At 30.2% G+C, this 18,095-nt stretch carries 19 protein-coding genes; all 19 read left to right on the top strand.

All coding sequences use genetic code 11. The annotated features are described in order from the left end of the window. The first annotated feature begins 1 nt into the window (after position 1). The 19 genes from MPAN_RS08845 (at position 2) to MPAN_RS08755 (ending at position 17,980) form a co-directional block, all read left to right on the top strand. Positions 2–292, top strand: a complete 291-nt coding sequence (locus MPAN_RS08845; RefSeq protein ID WP_176239496.1) for a YbaB/EbfC family nucleoid-associated protein — start codon at positions 2–4, stop codon at positions 290–292. Continuing rightward, complete coding sequence (recR, locus tag MPAN_RS08840) at positions 292–882, top strand: recombination mediator RecR (RefSeq protein ID WP_176239495.1); 591 nt, start codon at positions 292–294, stop codon at positions 880–882. The genes MPAN_RS08845 and recR overlap by 1 nt, the downstream gene beginning before the upstream one ends. Before the next feature lie 10 nt (positions 883–892). Then, complete coding sequence (locus tag MPAN_RS08835) at positions 893–1,174, top strand: hypothetical protein (RefSeq protein WP_176239494.1); 282 nt, start codon at positions 893–895, stop codon at positions 1,172–1,174. A 62-nt stretch (positions 1,175–1,236) separates the two neighbouring features. Then, positions 1,237–1,794, top strand: a complete 558-nt coding sequence (gene rpoE / locus MPAN_RS08830) for a DNA-directed RNA polymerase subunit delta (protein ID WP_176239493.1) — start codon at positions 1,237–1,239, stop codon at positions 1,792–1,794. Between the two features lie 61 nt (positions 1,795–1,855). Next, entirely contained in the window at positions 1,856–2,479 is a 624-nt protein-coding gene (locus tag MPAN_RS08825; protein ID WP_176239492.1) for a YgjV family protein, read from the top strand. A 106-nt stretch (positions 2,480–2,585) separates the two neighbouring features. Further along, positions 2,586–4,187 carry a CTP synthase gene (locus MPAN_RS08820; protein WP_176239491.1) on the top strand — a complete coding sequence of 534 codons (1,602 nt, stop codon included), beginning with the start codon at positions 2,586–2,588 and terminating at the stop codon, positions 4,185–4,187. Between the two features lie 100 nt (positions 4,188–4,287). Beyond that, entirely contained in the window at positions 4,288–5,151 is an 864-nt protein-coding gene (fba, locus tag MPAN_RS08815; protein WP_176239490.1) for a class II fructose-1,6-bisphosphate aldolase, read from the top strand. Between the two features lie 19 nt (positions 5,152–5,170). Further along, positions 5,171–5,719 (top strand): hypothetical protein, encoded by a 549-nt coding sequence (locus MPAN_RS08810; RefSeq protein ID WP_176239489.1) that lies wholly within the window; start codon positions 5,171–5,173, stop codon positions 5,717–5,719. Between the two features lie 83 nt (positions 5,720–5,802). Beyond that, on the top strand, positions 5,803–6,843 hold the full coding sequence (locus tag MPAN_RS08805) for a hypothetical protein (RefSeq protein ID WP_176239488.1): 1,041 nt from the start codon (positions 5,803–5,805) through the stop codon (positions 6,841–6,843). A gap of 113 nt (positions 6,844–6,956) precedes the next feature. Then, a complete protein-coding gene (locus MPAN_RS08800; protein WP_176239487.1) occupies positions 6,957–7,565 on the top strand; it encodes an SGNH/GDSL hydrolase family protein in 609 nt (202 codons plus the stop codon). Beyond that, positions 7,555–8,769 carry a BaiN/RdsA family NAD(P)/FAD-dependent oxidoreductase gene (locus MPAN_RS08795; RefSeq protein WP_176239486.1) on the top strand — a complete coding sequence of 405 codons (1,215 nt, stop codon included), beginning with the start codon at positions 7,555–7,557 and terminating at the stop codon, positions 8,767–8,769. The genes MPAN_RS08800 and MPAN_RS08795 overlap by 11 nt, the downstream gene beginning before the upstream one ends. A gap of 100 nt (positions 8,770–8,869) precedes the next feature. Next, positions 8,870–10,270, top strand: coding sequence for an ROK family protein (locus MPAN_RS08790; RefSeq protein WP_176239485.1), 1,401 nt, complete (start codon positions 8,870–8,872; stop codon positions 10,268–10,270). Between the two features lie 13 nt (positions 10,271–10,283). Further along, positions 10,284–11,132: a PIG-L deacetylase family protein gene (locus MPAN_RS08785; RefSeq protein ID WP_176239484.1), complete on the top strand. Its 849-nt coding sequence runs from the start codon at positions 10,284–10,286 to the stop codon at positions 11,130–11,132. A 113-nt stretch (positions 11,133–11,245) separates the two neighbouring features. Continuing rightward, a complete protein-coding gene (locus tag MPAN_RS08780) occupies positions 11,246–11,908 on the top strand; it encodes a hypothetical protein (RefSeq protein WP_176239483.1) in 663 nt (220 codons plus the stop codon). A 13-nt stretch (positions 11,909–11,921) separates the two neighbouring features. Continuing rightward, positions 11,922–13,499 (top strand): phosphodiester glycosidase family protein, encoded by a 1,578-nt coding sequence (locus MPAN_RS08775; protein ID WP_176239482.1) that lies wholly within the window; start codon positions 11,922–11,924, stop codon positions 13,497–13,499. A gap of 118 nt (positions 13,500–13,617) precedes the next feature. Next, complete coding sequence (locus MPAN_RS08770; protein WP_176239481.1) at positions 13,618–14,409, top strand: electron transfer flavoprotein subunit beta/FixA family protein; 792 nt, start codon at positions 13,618–13,620, stop codon at positions 14,407–14,409. An 8-nt stretch (positions 14,410–14,417) separates the two neighbouring features. Further along, positions 14,418–15,623 carry an electron transfer flavoprotein subunit alpha/FixB family protein gene (locus MPAN_RS08765; RefSeq protein ID WP_176239480.1) on the top strand — a complete coding sequence of 402 codons (1,206 nt, stop codon included), beginning with the start codon at positions 14,418–14,420 and terminating at the stop codon, positions 15,621–15,623. Then, complete coding sequence (locus MPAN_RS08760; RefSeq protein ID WP_176239479.1) at positions 15,613–17,010, top strand: FAD-binding oxidoreductase; 1,398 nt, start codon at positions 15,613–15,615, stop codon at positions 17,008–17,010. The genes MPAN_RS08765 and MPAN_RS08760 overlap by 11 nt, the downstream gene beginning before the upstream one ends. Positions 17,011–17,143: 133 nt before the next feature. Then, entirely contained in the window at positions 17,144–17,980 is an 837-nt protein-coding gene (locus MPAN_RS08755; protein WP_231756773.1) for a MurR/RpiR family transcriptional regulator, read from the top strand. The last annotated feature ends 115 nt before the right edge of the window (positions 17,981–18,095 follow it).

Genomic DNA, 18,095 nt, shown 5'->3' with positions numbered 1-18,095 from the left:
AATGAATCCAAACATGTTAAACAAATTAAAGAAAATTCAAAAACAAATGATGGAAGCACAAGAAGCTCTAGAAAGAAAAGAATTCTTTGGTAAAGCAAGTGGTGTTACTGTTATTATGCAAGGAACAAGACAAGTTATTGATGTACAAATAAATCCTGAGATTTTAGAAGAAGTAGAACTACTTCAAGATGCAATCTTATTGGCTGTCAATGATGCTTTAAAACAAATTGATAAAGAACAAGAAGAAACTATGGGACAATTCTCTGGTGGTATGGGTGGATTTGGTTTCTAATGATTCCAAACATCTTAAAGAAAATCATGGAAGATTTTCAAAACCTACCTGGAATTGGTGAGAAAACAGCTGAACGTTTAGCTTTGTTTTTGATATCAGATATGGACAACGATCAAATTGAAGCATTTAGTGATCATTTGAAGAGATTAAAATATGAAATAAAAACATGTCCAGTTTGTCATATGTTAACTGATAAAGATATATGTGATGTATGTTCAGATCACGATAGAGATCAAGAAACTATTATGGTAGTCGCAGACGCTAAAGATGTATTTATTTTAGAAAAAATGCAATCTTATCAAGGTACATATCATGTATTAGGCGGACTCATTGATTTTTCTAGAGGCATTACGGATAAAGATTTGAATATTGATACATTATCAGAACGCATTAAACACACTAAAGAGTTGATTATTGCAACTAATGGTACAGTTGAAGGTGAAATGACCGCAAAATTTTTAAAATCTTTATTTGAGGATCAAGATTTAAAGATCACAAGATTAGCATCTGGCCTACCTGTAGGTGCTGACTTAAAATATGCAGATGAATTAACACTAAGCAAAGCAGTAGAAAATAGATTGAAATACTAGGAGGTATGTCATGACAAATTTAGCTATATGGGATACATTGAAAGGTTTTTTTCTAGGTCTATACGATAAGTTCAATGATTTTTTAGCAAACACTTTAGATATAGATGGTAGGTTAATTGATTTGTATCAAGAGTTTATTGTACCGCTTCCTGAGGTTATAAAAATAGTAGGTATTGTATTTACTGCTATTATCATTGTCTTAGGTGTATTATCTTTTGTTAAAAAAATGTTAAAACTTTTTGTAGTTTTAGCTGTTATTTTAGCAATTGTACTCATTCTTACAAGATTATAATAGAAATAACTTGCAAAATAAGGGTGAATCGTTTACAATATATACGGTTTTAGGAGGAAGAAATGAACGATAATTATAAAACAATGGCTATGATTGATGTTGCAGAGCAATTAATAAGAGATCATAAAGGGCCAATGGCAATTCAAGAGTTGGTAAAACAAATCAGAGAAATCAAAGAAATGTCTGCTGATGATATTGACCGCTTGACTCAACTATATATGGATATCACAACAAGTGCTAAATTCGTATATTGTGGTGAAGACAAATGGGATTTAAAAGAGCGAAACTTAGAACTTTGGGATAAAGATGGTTATGCATTTGTTACCATGGATGAAGTTGAAGAAGACGAAGAAGAAGATCTTGACTTTACAGAATTCACTTTAGAAGAAGTTGAAGAAGAAAAAGCAAAAACAGCTGATGATGAAGAAGAAGATGAAGAAGAAGTAAAAGATAAAGAAGAAGTTGAAGAATTAAAAGAAGAGAAAAAATATATCGAAGCACCACTACCTATTAAATCTACTGATGATGATAATGGGGATGATGAAGTTGAATTTGATTATGATGAAGATGATTATAATGAAATTATGGACGACTATGAAGATATGTACGACGAAGAATAAAAAACAAAGAGTGTGTGAAAACACACTCTTTTTAACCTATTTATAGAAGGGAATGAACGCTATGCCAGCATGGTATGAATGGATTGGATATATAGCATCACTAATTGTTTTAATATCTCTAGTGATGAGCAGTCTTAAAAAATTAAGATGGATAAATATGGTAGGATCTATAATATTTGCAATATATGGACTATTAATTGGATCATATCCGGTTGCAATTATGAATTTAGGTATTGTTATAGTTAACATTTACTATTTGATACAAATGTATGGACAAAAAGATTTATTTAAACTTATTCCAATATTGGATAATACGTATTTAACACATTTTATGGAAGTATACAAAAAAGATATGAGTCATTTTATTGATTTAGGATATGATATTACAAAAACTGGATTGATTAAGTATTATGTCATTAGAAATACAGTACCCGCAGGATTATTTATAGGGAAACCAGTAGAAGATAACATGATAGAAATATTAGTTGATTATACAACTCCTGCATATAGAGATTTTAAAACTGCAGATTTTCTTTTTGAAGATCAAAGAGAAGTGTTTCTTAAAAAAGGATACAAAGTCTTTTTAAGTAAACCAGGTCATGAAAAACATCAAGCATATTTAGAAAAAATTGGATTTAAACCAGCAACATATCTCAATGAAGCTTATTATAAGAAAGAAATATAATTTTTAGATTGTTACTTATTTTTATTTTTGATATAATAAACAAGGGCACATATAAGAGCCTCCTAAATTAGGAGTCTCTTTTTTATTTTTTTATAGGAGGAAAAATATGACTAAATATATATTTGTCACAGGTGGTGTTGTATCAAGTTTAGGTAAAGGCATAACAGCATCAGCGATTGGGCAATTACTCAAAAGTAGAGGATTAAAAGTCTTTATGCAAAAGTTTGATCCTTATATAAACGTAGATCCTGGAACCATGAGCCCTTTACAACACGGTGAAGTTTTTGTGACCGATGATGGTGCTGAAACAGATTTAGATTTAGGTCATTATGAGCGTTTCATTGATGAGAATCTAAATAGACATTCTAGCATTACAACAGGAAAGATTTATCAATCTGTTTTAAAGAGAGAAAGAAGAGGCGATTATCTAGGCGCTACAGTACAAGTTATTCCTCATATTACAGACCAGATCAAGAAAAAACTAAAAGATGTTGCTAAACATACTAAACCAGATATTGTTATAACTGAGATTGGTGGAACAGTAGGAGATATCGAATCCCTTCCGTTCTTAGAGGCTATTAGACAAGCTAGACGTGATTTTGGATATAACAATACGTTATATATACATAATACTTTAGTCCCTTATTTAAAAGCAGCTAATGAAATAAAAACAAAACCTACACAACACAGTGTGAAAGAATTAATGAGCTTAGGTATCCATCCGGATATGATTGTTTTGAGAAGTGAAAAAAAGATTGATCAAGCTGTAAAAAATAAGATCGCAATGTTTTGTGATGTAGATGAAGCCTCTGTTTTTGAATCAAGAGATGTAGATGTATTATATGAAGTTATTACAGAAATGTATGAACAAAAAATAGATTCACAGATACTAGAACACTTCCAAATAAATAATAAAAAACAAGCAGATGTCAGTGCATGGTATGAATTAATAGATCGTATTAAACATTTGGAAGGGTCGGTTAATATCGCATTAGTAGGCAAATATGTAAAACTTCATGATGCATATCTATCGGTATCTGAAAGTTTAAAACATGCTGGATATTTTCATAAAATAAAAGTGAATATTAAATGGGTAGATGCAGAAAAAGTGAATAAATTAAATATTGAATCAGCAGTAAAAGACTGTCAAGGCATATTAGTTCCTGGTGGTTTTGGAGCGCGTGCAACTGAAGGTAAACTTGCAGCAATAACTTATGCAAGAGAACATAACATTCCATTTTTTGGTATTTGTTATGGGATGCAACTTGCGGTTGTAGAGTATGCAAAAAATGTATTAAATATTCTTGATGCTAATTCTACTGAAATTGATCCTGACACAAAAGATCCTGTCATCTCTTTACAGCGAGGTAGATTATCTGATGAAGATTTGGGTGGGACTTTAAGATTAGGATTGTATGAATGTGAATTGAAACAAGGTTCAAAAGCATTTAAAGCTTATGATAAAAATATCATCAAAGAAAGACATAGACATAGATATGAATTTAACAATGCTTATTTAGATGTCTTTGAGCAAAGTGATATGATAATATCAGGGTTTAATGGGAAACATCATTTAGTTGAAATGATAGAACTTAAAGATCATCCATGGTTTATTGCTGTTCAATTCCATCCTGAATTTTTATCAAGACCACTTAGACCACATCCGTTATTTAGAGATTTCATTGAAGCGACAATTAACCATAATTGATAAAATAAGGCAATAACAACGTTTACACAATAGTTATTCATTGTAAAAGGTATGTATTTGTAATATAATATAGGTGATAAAAAACAAGGAGGAATTAAATATGTTAGTATCAGCAAAAGAAATGTTAATTAAAGCGCACAAGGGTGGTTATGGTGTTGCTCAAATTAATATAAATAATTTAGAATGGACAAAAACTGTTTTACAAACAGTAAATGATTTAAAATCACCAGTTATTTTAGGTGTATCAGAAGGTGCAGCTAAATATATGGGTGGTTACAAAACAGTTGTGGCATTAGTTAAAGCATTAGATGAATTTTATAATGTAACTGTTCCAGTAGCAATTCACTTAGATCATGGAACTTATAAAGGTTCTTTTGAAGCTTTAGAAGCAGGGTTTACATCAATTATGTTTGATGGTTCTCATTATGATTTTGAAGAAAATTTAGCTAAAACAAAAGAAGTAGTTGCAGCATGTCATTTAAAGGGCGTTTCAGTTGAAGCTGAAGTTGGTTCAATTGGTGGAGAAGAAGATGGCGTTATAGGAATGGGCGAATTCGCTGATCCTGAAGAATGTCGTATTATTTCTGAAACAGGCATAGATTTTTTAGCAGCAGGAATTGGTAATATTCATGGTTCTTATCCAGCAAAATGGCCAGGATTAAACTTTGAAGTATTAAAAAATGTTCAAGATGTAACTGATGGAAAACCTTTAGTTTTACATGGTGGAACTGGTATTCCAGCTGAACAAGTTAAAAAAGCTATTTCATTAGGTGTATCAAAAATTAATGTAAACACAGATCTTCAATTAGTATTTGCAGCAGCAACTCGTAAATATATTGAAGAAGGAAAAGATTTAGTAGGAAAAGGTTTTGATCCTAGAAAATTATTAGCTCCTGGTTGTGATGCAATTAAAAAAGTAGTTACTGATAAAGTTGAAATGTTTGGATCAAAAAACAAAGCATAATTATTGTTGAGGTGAAATCATGCGTGATGAATTAAAGTATCATGAGTATGCAAATTGGAAAATGGAATATTATGACTTATTGACATATTTAACTGAAAATAATTCAGATTTAATGATACGTTTTAAGCACGTCTTGGATGTAACTGATTATTTATATAATAAGCTAATTGATTCTACAGACTATTCTGAAGATGAAGATCAAATATTTGAAACAGGATTTTATTATTTATTTGATCAAATTGATAAGATTACTCAATTATTAAAACCATATCAAAATGAATTTTCAGCTTTAGAGAAGAAAGCAAAAGAGATTAACTTATTATTAAGTGCGATTGACTTTCAAAATGAATTGGCTAGCATTGAAGATTACGATGAATCTGATATGGCTGATTTGATTGATTTTGAACAAGATATTACAAAAAAATTGGAGAAAAAAGAAGATATTTCGGAAGACATGTTTAAAAGATTAGATCGTATGACTTTTAAGATATTCCAAAAATTAAATGTTGAATATTTTCCAATTAATGACATATTTTTGCAAATCGCCGATGAGTTAGGTATTTTATAAAAATTAAGAGACAATTTTGTCTCTTTTTTTATATACAATTTTGTCTAAATTAGTTATAATATAAATAAATGGAGGGATCAAACATGAAAAAATTAATAAGTTTAGGTTTATTTTTTATTGCACTTTTTGTTTTAAGTGCATGTGGTGGGGATACTTTAGGAGAATTTCCTGAAGTTAATGAGAGTAAAAAAGTGGATATGACAGCAGAAGAGATGAATACATTGCTTTCAACTGTTGATATGGAAGTTCAGATGGAAGAAGCAATGTTGCTTTCAATTGATTTAGATATGAGTTTAGATCAAGAATATATTAATCCATTTACAAGGATAAAAGAATATGACATGTCTGTTGATTTAGTATTATCATCAAAAACTTATATTTCATTAAGTGACCAAATTGACGAAGTCGCAGTAATCTCTAATAATACAATTGAATTAAGTAATACAGTTGATTATGTTTCAACTGCAATGACAGATGAAGAAGAAACAGTAGAAGGCGATTTAGATGTATATTTTGCAAATCAATTTTTATACTATAATGCAGATATGACAACATCTGGAGATACAGAGTTAATTGAAAATGGCAAATACAAAATGAATTTAGGCATTACTCAAAGTATATGGGATGAATTATTTGTGTCTCCTGAAGATCTTGCTGGTGACTATCTAGATATAGGTGTTAATCCTGATGAACTTCTTGATACCATTGAAATGATGGATTATTTAATAGAAGCTGGTATGATTTCTTCTTATAAAGATGGATCAACATATACATTTATGATTAACATTACAAAAGAAAAACTTTTAAGCAATCTTAACAGTCTCCTAGATGCTACAACGGACACAACAGGATGGACTGAAGCAGATTATTTTGAATATAGTTTTGATCTACAAAGAAGTATTAATGAATTTGACAAATTAGAATTATCAGTAATTTATGTAATTGAAGACGATAAGTTACAAAAATTTGGTATTGATATGGATGTTGAATTAAATCAAGGCGGTATGATGATTAATATATCTGGACAAATAGTTGTAGACATGAATGTTGAATTGCCTGATTTACCAAAAGATTTAGATGAATATGATTTGACAGATTCACCTCTGGGTGCTCTTGGATTTTAATATATAACCCATAACTTAAGGACTAAGGCATTAAGTTTTAGTCCTTTTTCTTTATTTATATAATAGGTTTTAAATGAAAATTTTGTTATGATATAAGTAGGAGATATAAGCATATGAAAAATTATTTATTTTTTGGAGATAGTGTAACTGAAGCAGGTAGAGATAAATCAAATCCTAGTGATTTAGGACATGGGTTTGTCTATTTTCTTAGTCAAGAGTTTAGAGAAATCAAATTTATTAATAAAGGAATTGGTGGACAAAGAGTTAAAGATTTGATTAATCGTCTAGATATTGACGTCATTAACTTAAATCCAAATGTTTGTTTTATCTTAATTGGAGTTAACGATGCATGGTTGCCTTATCGTTTGAATCAAGGATCTTCTATACATACATTTAGAAATAGTTTAGATGTGCTTATTAAAACGATTATAGAAAAATCAGATCATACGGAAATTGTTTTAATAAAGCCATATGCAATAGCTATCCAAAAGAGTAATGAGAACATGATTATAGATTTAGCAGCATTTAGAAATGATTATGATCTTATAGGTAAAAAATATAATCTGCCTGTAATAGATATAAAAGAAACTATAGAAAAACAGTTAAAAGTTGTTCCAGCTGATACACTTTTTTATGATGGAATTCATCCTACAAAACTAGGACACCAAATAATTGGAAAAATAATTGAAGACTATATAAGAGGTAACTTACATGATCTATGATGCAATTATAATTGGTGGAGGTCCTGCTGGATTAATGGCAGCAAACCAATTTGAAAAAGAAAAAATAAATTTTTTGCTTTTAGAAAAAAATGAAAAGTGTGGGAAAAAATTACTACTGACTGGTGGAAGAAGATGTAATGTAACTAACCATTTATCAGTTAGAGATTTTATTGATACACTTACATTTAAACATAAGAGATTTTTATATCCAGCATTAGAAACTTTTGGATCACAACAAGTGATATCATTTTTTGATGCACAAGGGCTTGAATTAGTTTTAGAAAACGACTTCAAATATTTCCCTAAAACAGAAAAGAGTTTAAGTGTCTTAGAAGCCTTAACTAAAGATATTAAAGATCATCATATCAAATATAATCAAAGTGTTAAGGAAATTCATAAGAAAGGTATGCTCTATAGAGTAATAGCTAAGGAAGATGAATATTTTGCAAAAAATGTAATTGTTGCGACTGGTTCTAATAGTTTTCCTTCTACTGGAAGTAGTGGAGATGGATTAGTTTTTGCAAAATATTTAGGTATAAATTATTTTGAGTTTTCTCCAGCTGAAACGCATGTTTATTCAAATCAAATTAAAGATGAGTTTATTGAACTTCAAGGCGTATCATTAGTTCAAAAAACAGTAAAAATCAAACAATTGAAAAAATCGTATAAAGGTGATTTGCTTTTCACTCATTTTGGATTAAGTGGACCAGTGATCATGCATCTTGCTGAATTCATTGATCAAGATATTAAACTAAACCATCAATCTATTATAGAATTCTCTTTTGTTGATATGAATTTTGAACAACTTATGGAGAAAATTTCATCTCATAACGATAAACAACTTCATAAAGTATTAGAGATGTATGCAACAAAAAGAATTGTAGAAGTTCTATTAAAGTATTTAAATATAGAATCCAAAAAGATTATAGAGATTAAAAAGAAAGATTTAAATAAAGTTTGTCAATTGTTTACAGCATTTGAAGTTGTGATTGACAAAGTTGAAGATAAAGAGAAAGCATACGTTAATAAAGGCGGCATTGATACGAAAGCATTAGATCCTAAGTCAATGCAAGTCAAAGCAAGTAAAGGATTATATTTCATAGGTGAAGTTACTGACTTACATGGACCTATTGGAGGATATAATATCACCATCGCTTTATCGACTGGATACCTTTCCGCTCAACATATTATTCATAATAGATGAAAAATTTTTTTTAATTGTGATAAAACAGGCAAATAAGAAGATTAACAATTGATATTTAACAATTTTTTATGTAAGATAATGTTGGAAGTAAGGTGAAGAAATGCATGCATTTAAATTTAATGTAAAACCAAATATAAAATCAAAACTAGATGTGGATTTTGTTCCAGCGATTCTTGCGAATATCAATTTTGAAAAACATGTTAAACAAAGCAAGAATTATGAGGAAGTAGAAATAGGCATCCAAAGACAACAAAAGAGTTTATCTGTTTACAAAACAGTAGTGTTTAATGAAGAACATGAAGATTATCTCGAAAATATGTTTTATCTCGAAAGACTTGTAAAAAGTTTGTTATGGATAAAAGGTGGATATATCATTTTCTTTAAAGGACCTTATAAATTAGGTGAGTATTTACAAGATGCTTTTTCCAGAAAAGGGAAAAGATCATTTGATGTATTATTCATGGAACGTATTTATGAACATGATTTTGAAGTTATTATATTAGATGAAAATCAAGAACTTGTTGAAAATGAATCAGCAAAACCTGTGGGTAGACATCTTGATGGATATCGTATAGGATTTGATGCAGGTGGATCTGACAGAAAAGTTTCAGCTGTTGTAAACGGAAAAACAATTTTTAGTGAAGAAATTATTTGGCATCCTAAAACTAATAGTGATCCAATGTATCATATCAACGGTATTAAAGATTCAATCTTAAGAGCGGCATCAAAGATGCCTCAAGTTGATGGCATTGGCGTTTCAAGTGCTGGTGTTTACATTGATAATCAAGCAATGGTCGCATCACTCTTTAGACAAGTCAATGACGAAGATTACCAAAAATATATTAAAAATATTTATATAGATATTGCTAAAGATATGGGAGATATTCCTGTTGAGGTTGCTAATGATGGTGATGTAACAGCACTTGCAGGTGCAATGAGTTTAAATGATCATCAAGTGTTAGGTTTAGCGATGGGTACATCACAAGCCCTGGGTTATATAGATAAAAATGGGCATATTACAGGATGGTTAAACGAACCGGCATTTGTTCCTGTAGATTATAATTTAGATGCATCTATAGATGAGTGGAGTAACGATTTTGGATGTGGAGTAAAATATTTTTCACAAGATGCGGTTATTAAATTAGCACCTGCTGCTGGCATAGAACTGGATGAATCTCTTTCTCCAGCAGAAAAACTTAAAAAAGTTCAAGACCTACTTCAAGAAAACCATCAAGGTGCAATTGACATTTTCAACACTATTGGTATATACCTAGGATATGCAATTGCATATTATGCTAAGTTCTATGATATAAAGCATGTTTTAGTGCTTGGTAGAGTGACATCGTCATTAGGTGGGGAACTAATCATTAAGATGACTAAAGAGGTCTTAAAACAAGAATTTGAATCTTTATATCATCAAATTAATATACAATTACCCGATGAGAAATCAAGAAGAGTTGGCCAATCGATTGCGGCGGCTAGTCTTCCAAAAATAAAGTGAGAGAAGGATATATATGAAATTATTAAAAGAAACAGCTGAATTTTTTGTCTTTGACCAAAAACCAGTCCAAGAGGCAGTGAGAAGAACAACACATATGAGTATAGCTGCACATCAAGATGATATTGAAATTATGGCTTATGATGGCATATTGAAATGTTTTAATAAACCAAACAATTGGTTCTTTGGCGTTGTGGTTACTAATGGTTCAGGATCCGCAAGAGATAAAGAATATAAAGACTATACAGATCAAGAAATGATAGAGGTTAGAAAACTAGAACAAAAAAAGGCTGCATTTATTGGTGAATTTGGAGCGCTAGCTTTACTAGATCATCCTAGTAAAGAAGTTAAAGATCCTAAAAATACTGAAATCATTGATGAATTATTAAGTTTATTAAATGAAGCAAAACCAGAGGTTTTATATACCCATAATTTAGCTGATAAACATGATACTCATATTGGTGTTACTACTAAAGTTATAAAAGCAGTTAGAAAAATGGATAAAAAAGATAGACCTAAGCATGTTTATGGATGTGAAGTATGGAGAAATTTAGATTGGGTTGTTGATCATGAAAAAGTGAGTTTTGATGTAAGTGATCATCCAAACCTAGCTTCTAGCTTAGTTGAAGTGTTTGATTCACAAATTGTTGGTGGGAAAAGATATGATCTTGCGACAATCGGTAGAAGATTAGCTAATGCTACATATAGTGAGTCTCATTTTATTGATAAAGCAAACCAAGTGAGCTTAGCTATGGACTTAACACCATTAATAGAAAATGAAAATTTAGACATCTCTCAATATGTTCTAGATTATATTGATAGATTTAAAAAAGATGTTTCTGATAGAATTGCTAAAATGTTATAGAAACGATAGTTACTTAATTATTTAAGTAGCTATTTTTTTAAGTATTAAAAGTTTTTTTCAGTCAATTAAGTATAAAATGAAAATAGCTAAGAATCATAGAGAGAAGGAAAAAAATGAAAATATTAAAGGTACTACTGATTTTTTCAATGCTATTTTCTTTTGCTGGATGTACACCTGAAGAAGTAATAGATCCAATCGATCCATTAATTTGTGGTGACAACCAAGTAGAAGAAAACGGAGTTTGTGTCATTGTTGACCAAGATTTAGAAGATATCAAATTAGCGCTTATTGCAACAAGAGAATTATCAAATTACCAAATTGATGTCGAAGTTTATTATTCAGAAAATACGATCGAACATAATTATGAAATGACATTAAGTTTTGATGATAATCTTGCGTTATTCGAAATGGAAGATGAAATGATTTATTATGAATATTTAGATAACTCAATGAATCAGTATATGAAACAAGGAGATAGTTACCTTTTAGAAACAATTGATAAAGCATCTGGATATGGATTTTATCAATCATTAGAACCTAGTTGGTTTTCTAAAATTGATGATTACTATCTTTTAGGCAATCAATACCTAAGTGAAGTTACTGAACTGATCCAATCGGATTTTCCTGATGGTGAGGTAAATAATTTTAAAGTTGGGCTTATTTTGGGAAGACTTGATTATTTTATGTTTGATATGATTCTAGAAGAACAAACATATAATATCTTATTTTCATTTTCATCAATTGATTTAGTATCAATTGAATTACCAACGGTTTAAGGAGGAAGATGAAATGAAAAAAATATTTATATTTATCTTACTAATGGTTATATCTCTTGGCATATTTGATGCACCTAGTGCACATGCATATTTTAGAATTAATGAAGATACTAAAATAACAGAATATAAAGAAGGTATAAGACATACTAAAATTATTGGTTCTATTAATGATGATGGAGTAGAAACCAATCAAGTTATGAATTATGTAAGTGCAAATGTTATGCAGAATTCTGATATCAATATCGTCGTTGGTGATAACTATAGCTTACATCAAGACGAAAACGATAAATGGAATATGTCTAATATTTTAGGACTTATTGAAAATGTTCATTCTAGATATGATAATTTTGAAGTACTTGCTGGAGTTAATGGAGATTTTTATGATATCAATGATACAGGTAGACCTATAGCTGCACATATAAGAAACTTTGAAGTTGTATCTAGAGGAGATGCGAATAGACCTCTAGTAGGATTTAAAGATAATGGTGAAGTCGTGTTTGGGAAACCTGATTTTGATGGATACGAGTTATTAGTTTTTAATGATGAAGGTCAATTAAAAAATAAACTTGATGTTGATCATATCAATTCAGATCCTCAAAACAATGATGAAATTAGTGTTTATTTTGATAATTATTTAAGTGCTCTTCCTGATGAGTATAATAAAGTTCACATTGATTCTATAGAAACTAAAATTACTGAATCATATGGTAATTATTTTGGTAAAGGATCTATAAGTCAATTACCAACTAGTGAGGATATTGAAGAAAACCAATTTGTCATAGTTGGATATGAATTCAACAGTGATCAATTGATTACTGAATCAGATTATGTAGTTGTTCAAGCAAATGTTATCAACACATTCGAAGACGTGAGATTCGCATTAGGAACCGATAGTCAGCCACTTGTGATTGATGGACAAGCTAATACAGGTTTAAATGGTGGAGCTGCTTGGAATTATGTAGCACCTAGAACAGCTGTTGGTATAAAAGCAGATGGAACAGTATTTTTTATGGTTGTTGATGGTAGAAATAAACCGATGGGAATGGAAGGTGTTACACTTCCTGCACTTGGAGAAATCATGGCATATTATGGAGCTGAAGATGCATTTAATTTAGATGGTGGTGGATCATCTACATTGGCACTTATTGATGACGAAGCAGATGAAGGATATGTTATTCTAAACACACCATCTGATGGAAGATTAAGATCAATTAGTAATGGAGTATTCTTTGTGAAAGGTGAATTTGATCCGATTCCAGTTCCAATTCCTGAATGGCCAGATACTAGAGATCAATTAAACATGCCTACAAACATATTTGTTGATCAAGATGGCATCTTAAGATTTAATGCCATACCAGGTAGTATTTCTTATAGTGTTGTTATTGATGGAAGAGAAACAATAGTTGAAAGTAATCAATTAGAACTTGATTTAGCAGTTGGTATGCATGAAATCTCTGTTAGAGCAAAAGGTGGAGCTGATTTTATATCATCAACCTATAGTCAATCAATTTTATATCAAGTTTATCCACATGATATTAATTTATTAATAGATATGATTAAAGATTTTACAAAATCTGAATTAAATGACTAAACAAATGAATATATTTTCCTAATCCTGAAAAAACATATACATTCTTGTATATGTTCTTTTTAGTTTTACATATCTATGATATGTTATTTATGTATAAAAATATTTTTGAGGTGTAATCATGAGAATAATAACATGCATCAAGCAAGTTCCTGCTTCATCTAATGTTGAAGTTGATCCAAAAACGGGAGTTTTAATTAGAGACGGGAATAATGTAAAAATGAATCCATATGATTTGTATGCTCTTGAAGCTGCTTTTCATATTAAAGAAAACAATCAAGATGTCAATATACATGCGATAACCATGGGGCCGCCTAGCGCGACTACTGTGTTAAGTGAAGCTTTATATATGGGCGCAGACGATGCGACTTTAATTACAGATAGAAGATTTGCTGGTGCTGATGTTCTAGCGACATCATATACACTAAGCCAGTTAGTTAAACATATTAAAGATTATGATTTAATTATATGTGGAAAACAAACGACAGATGGTGATACTGCGCAAGTCGGACCTGAAATCGCAGAATTTTTGCATATACCTCATGTACCTTATGTTAAAAAAATTGTTGAAGTAAAAGAAAAATCAATTATTGTAGTAAGTGGATATGATTTATATGATGAAAAGGTAGAGATTGACTATCCATGTTTAATTACTGTAGAAAAAGACAGTTACGTTCCAAGACTACCTTCATTTAAAAGAAAAGAAAAATTGTTATCATACAAAATACCAATGATGGCATTAAAAGATTTAGAAGATAAGGATCCAGAGCATTATGGATTAAGTGGGTCTCCTACACAGGTGGAAGAAATATTTCCTCCGAATAAATCAATGAAATCAGAAATTTTTGAAGGCAATGCAAAGACATTATCTAAAAAAATATTTGAGATTTTAAAAGAAAGTAGATATGTTTAGGTGATACTATGGCGTATATTAAAGTAAATCAAGAGAAAGTAACTAAAGATGTTGCAAAACAATTAATAGATATGTGTCCATTTAACGCATTTGATTATCAAGATGCTTATTTGTCTATAAATGCATCTTGTAAAATATGCAAGATGTGTGTCAAAAAAGGACCTTTAGGAGTATGTGAATTAATAGATAATCCAAAGCCTAAGATTGATAAATCTAAATATAATGGTATAGCAGTATTTATTGAACAACATCAAAATATAGCACATCCTGTAAGTTGGGAACTTATTGGAAAAGCCAAAGAACTATCTAAGAAAAGCAAAGAAGAAGTATTTGCGGTAGTTTGTGGCAATGACGTTTCAAATATCGTTGATCAAGCTTTAAGTTATGGTGTTGATAAAGTTTATGTTTATCAAGATGAAGCATTTAAAGATTTTAATGTTGAATTATATACCAATGTTGCAGAAGCGTTTTTTAATAAATATCAAAATAACGTTATTCTATTTGGTGGGACACCACTGGGAAGAAGTTTTGCACCAAAAGTAGCAGCAAGACTTAAAACAGGATTAACTGCAGATTGTACAATGCTTGATATGACTGAAACCAAAGATTTGCTTCAAATTAGACCTGCATTTGGTGGGAATATTATGGCTAAGATACACACGCCTAATGATAGACCTCAAATGGCAACTATAAGATATAAAATGTTTGATCAAGCAGATGTTGTGAAACCCCATGGTAAGGCTATTTATGAAGATACAATATCTATTTTAAAAGACACTAGTATCTCAATCTTAGATCATTATGCTAAACCTAGAGTTAATGATATAAGCGATGCTGAAGTAATCATTGCTGTAGGGCGTGCATTTAAGAAACAAAAAGACTTAGAGTTAATTGAACCACTTAGAAAAAAATTAAATGCTGAAATTGCTTGTACCAGACCTATGATAGAGAATGGTTGGTTTGATGCTAAAAAACAAATCGGATTATCAGGACGTACAGTTAAACCTAAATTAATTATCAATTTAGGTATAAGTGGAGCAGTTCAATATATAGAAGGTATGAAAGATAGTGAGCTTATCATTACCGTTAATAAGGATAAACATAATAAACTATTTAATATAAGCCATTATGCAATTGTTGGTGATATATATGAAGTATTACCAGAACTCAATAAATTAGTGGATGAAATATTGGAGGCTAAAAATGGAATATAAACAAATTGATAGTAAAGATTTAAAAACATTATCTTCATTTGTTGACCAAGATAGATTTTATGCAGGTGATGAAATTGAAAAGGATTTTTCTCATGATGAATTAGGAACAGTCAGTGCTTTTCCAGATGTTCATATCATGGTTATAAATAAAGAAGAAGTTTCTAAAATCATGGCTTATGCCTATAAAGAATGTATTGCTGTAACAGTTAGAGGTGCAGGTACTGGACTAGTTGGAGCTTGTGTACCTATCTATGGTGGCATACTATTAGATACTTCAAAAATGAATAAGATTATAGAACTTGATCAAACAAATCTTACGCTAAGAGTTGAACCAGGCGTATTGCTACTTGATATCTATGAAAACGTTGAAAAAGAAGGATTGTTTTATGCTCCTGATCCAGGTGAAAAAACAGCAACGATAGGCGGAAATATCTCCACAAATGCTGGAGGTATGCGTGCAATCAAATACGGTGTAACTAGAGATTGGATTAGAGGATTAGAAGTAGTTCTTCCAGATGGATCTATTGAAAAATTTGGTGGTAAGGTTGTTAAAAATTCAACTGGATATGGCTTAAAAGATTTAGTCATTGGTAGTGAAGGAACTTTAGCCATTATCGTTGAAGCAACTTTAAAACTTATTCCAAAACCGTTAAAGACTGTAAGTTTATTAGTGCCATTTGAAAATAGAGAAGATGCGATTGCTGCTGCACCAAGATTAATTATGGATCATGTGTTACCTGTCGCAGTAGAGTTTTTAGAAAAGCAATCTCTACAATATAGTGAAGAATTTTTAGGTAAAAAAATACCACATAATAACTTTGAAGCATATTTATTATTAAGTTATGATGGAAATAATGAAGCTGCCATTGATCAAGATATTGATATTGCTAGCAAACTTTGTATTGAAAAATATAATGCGATTGATGTCTTTTTGGTAGATACAGAAGAAAGACGCAGTAGTGTTTGGAATGTTAGAGGTGGATTTTTAGAAGCTATCAAATCATCATCAGATGAAATTGATGAATGTGATGTTGTTTTGCCTAGATCAAAAATTAGTGAATTTTTGAAATATGTTAGACAACTTAGTGATGAACTAGATATTAGAATTCCTTATTTTGGACATGTTGGTGATGGAAATCTTCATATTTATTTTTGCAAAGACTCAATGCCTAAAGACCTTTGGGAAGACAAAATATCAAAAGGATTTAAACTTATGTATGATAAAGCCTTTAGTTTTGGTGGATTGGTTTCTGGAGAACATGGTATAGGATATGCTAAAAGAGAGTATATGAAGACTTTATTAGGTGAAAATCAATTAAGAATAATGAGGGGTATCAAACAAAGTTTTGATCCTAAAAATATTTTAAATCCAGGTAAAGTGATTTAAAGAACTAAGTTACAATCATTTCTTTTTATAATTAGCGTTGTGAGTTTAAAAAAATGTGTTAAAATGATATAATAAATATGAAAGCACTTACAATGATTTTTAAGAAAAAGCTGAGGTGATTGATATTAGTGTCATGTTAAATATGCTTAAATATAAAGAAGATTTAAGTATGGCTGAAAGAGCAGTATTAGATTATTTAATTGAAAACAAATCAGTATTAAAAGACTTTAGTGTTGAAAAAATTGCTGAAGCCGCATATACTTCACCGGCATCTGTCGTTAGAATGTGTAAAAAATTAGGATATAAAGGTTTTAAGGACTTTAAAATTGATTTTATTTTAGCAAATGCTAAAGTTGAAGTGCCTGAAAACAAAGAATATTTTGATGTTGTTTTAACTAAAGATTCACATTGTGGCCAATCAGCAATTGAAAACAATATTAAAGTATTAGAAGATACACTTAAGCTTTATGATGAAGAAACAGTTACTAAAGCAGCTGAACTTATCATGGGAGCAAGAAAAATATTGATTTTTGGTAAAGGCTCGTCATTTCTAGTTTGTAAAGATTTAGAAATGAAATTAAGAAGAATTAATAAGTTTTGTATTGCCCAAGGTGAGTCGCATGATCAACTTGTAGATGCAACATTTATTAGCCAAAAAGATGTGATTATATTTGTTTCCAATTCAGGAAAGACAAAAGAGATTATAAGTGCTGCATTACTTGCAAAAGAAAATAAAGCAAATATTATAAGTATTACAAAGATTGGTAGTTCTATGTTAGCTGATTTATCTGATGTTGTATTATATACATCTTCACTAGAAGGGGAATTCAGAAGTGCAGCAATGACTTCAAGAATTTCACAAATGTGTATGATTGATGCATTATTTGCTAGATGTGCTTATGTAGATATTGATCGTTCAGTTAGAACTTTAGAAATGACATATAAAACATTTAAGAAATTTAAACGATAAACACCTTCAATTTGAAGGTGTTTTTTATGAAAAAAGGACGCTTTTTATATAGAAAATGTTTTTTCATAGTAAGGCTTGTTTTTTTTAATCTTGAAAAAAACAACCTAAACTTAAG

This window comes from Mariniplasma anaerobium (assembly GCF_016865445.1).
Lineage (GTDB): Bacteria > Bacillota_I > Bacilli_A > Acholeplasmatales > Acholeplasmataceae > Mariniplasma > Mariniplasma anaerobium.
This window is presented reverse-complemented; position numbering and strand designations above follow the sequence as displayed.

Excerpts from the sequence above, each read along its gene's own strand:
- MPAN_RS08845 (WP_176239496.1), top strand. The coding sequence starts at position 2 with ATGAATCCAAACATGTTAAACAAATTAAAGAAAATTCAAAAACAAATG.
- recR (WP_176239495.1), top strand. The coding sequence starts at position 292 with ATGATTCCAAACATCTTAAAGAAAATCATGGAAGATTTTCAAAACCTA.
- MPAN_RS08835 (WP_176239494.1), top strand. The coding sequence starts at position 893 with ATGACAAATTTAGCTATATGGGATACATTGAAAGGTTTTTTTCTAGGT.
- rpoE (WP_176239493.1), top strand. The coding sequence starts at position 1,237 with ATGAACGATAATTATAAAACAATGGCTATGATTGATGTTGCAGAGCAA.
- MPAN_RS08825 (WP_176239492.1), top strand. The coding sequence starts at position 1,856 with ATGCCAGCATGGTATGAATGGATTGGATATATAGCATCACTAATTGTT.
- MPAN_RS08820 (WP_176239491.1), top strand. The coding sequence starts at position 2,586 with ATGACTAAATATATATTTGTCACAGGTGGTGTTGTATCAAGTTTAGGT.
- fba (WP_176239490.1), top strand. The coding sequence starts at position 4,288 with ATGTTAGTATCAGCAAAAGAAATGTTAATTAAAGCGCACAAGGGTGGT.
- MPAN_RS08810 (WP_176239489.1), top strand. The coding sequence starts at position 5,171 with ATGCGTGATGAATTAAAGTATCATGAGTATGCAAATTGGAAAATGGAA.
- MPAN_RS08805 (WP_176239488.1), top strand. The coding sequence starts at position 5,803 with ATGAAAAAATTAATAAGTTTAGGTTTATTTTTTATTGCACTTTTTGTT.
- MPAN_RS08800 (WP_176239487.1), top strand. The coding sequence starts at position 6,957 with ATGAAAAATTATTTATTTTTTGGAGATAGTGTAACTGAAGCAGGTAGA.
- MPAN_RS08795 (WP_176239486.1), top strand. The coding sequence starts at position 7,555 with ATGATCTATGATGCAATTATAATTGGTGGAGGTCCTGCTGGATTAATG.
- MPAN_RS08790 (WP_176239485.1), top strand. The coding sequence starts at position 8,870 with ATGCATGCATTTAAATTTAATGTAAAACCAAATATAAAATCAAAACTA.
- MPAN_RS08785 (WP_176239484.1), top strand. The coding sequence starts at position 10,284 with ATGAAATTATTAAAAGAAACAGCTGAATTTTTTGTCTTTGACCAAAAA.
- MPAN_RS08780 (WP_176239483.1), top strand. The coding sequence starts at position 11,246 with ATGAAAATATTAAAGGTACTACTGATTTTTTCAATGCTATTTTCTTTT.
- MPAN_RS08775 (WP_176239482.1), top strand. The coding sequence starts at position 11,922 with ATGAAAAAAATATTTATATTTATCTTACTAATGGTTATATCTCTTGGC.
- MPAN_RS08770 (WP_176239481.1), top strand. The coding sequence starts at position 13,618 with ATGAGAATAATAACATGCATCAAGCAAGTTCCTGCTTCATCTAATGTT.
- MPAN_RS08765 (WP_176239480.1), top strand. The coding sequence starts at position 14,418 with ATGGCGTATATTAAAGTAAATCAAGAGAAAGTAACTAAAGATGTTGCA.
- MPAN_RS08760 (WP_176239479.1), top strand. The coding sequence starts at position 15,613 with ATGGAATATAAACAAATTGATAGTAAAGATTTAAAAACATTATCTTCA.
- MPAN_RS08755 (WP_231756773.1), top strand. The coding sequence starts at position 17,144 with ATGTTAAATATGCTTAAATATAAAGAAGATTTAAGTATGGCTGAAAGA.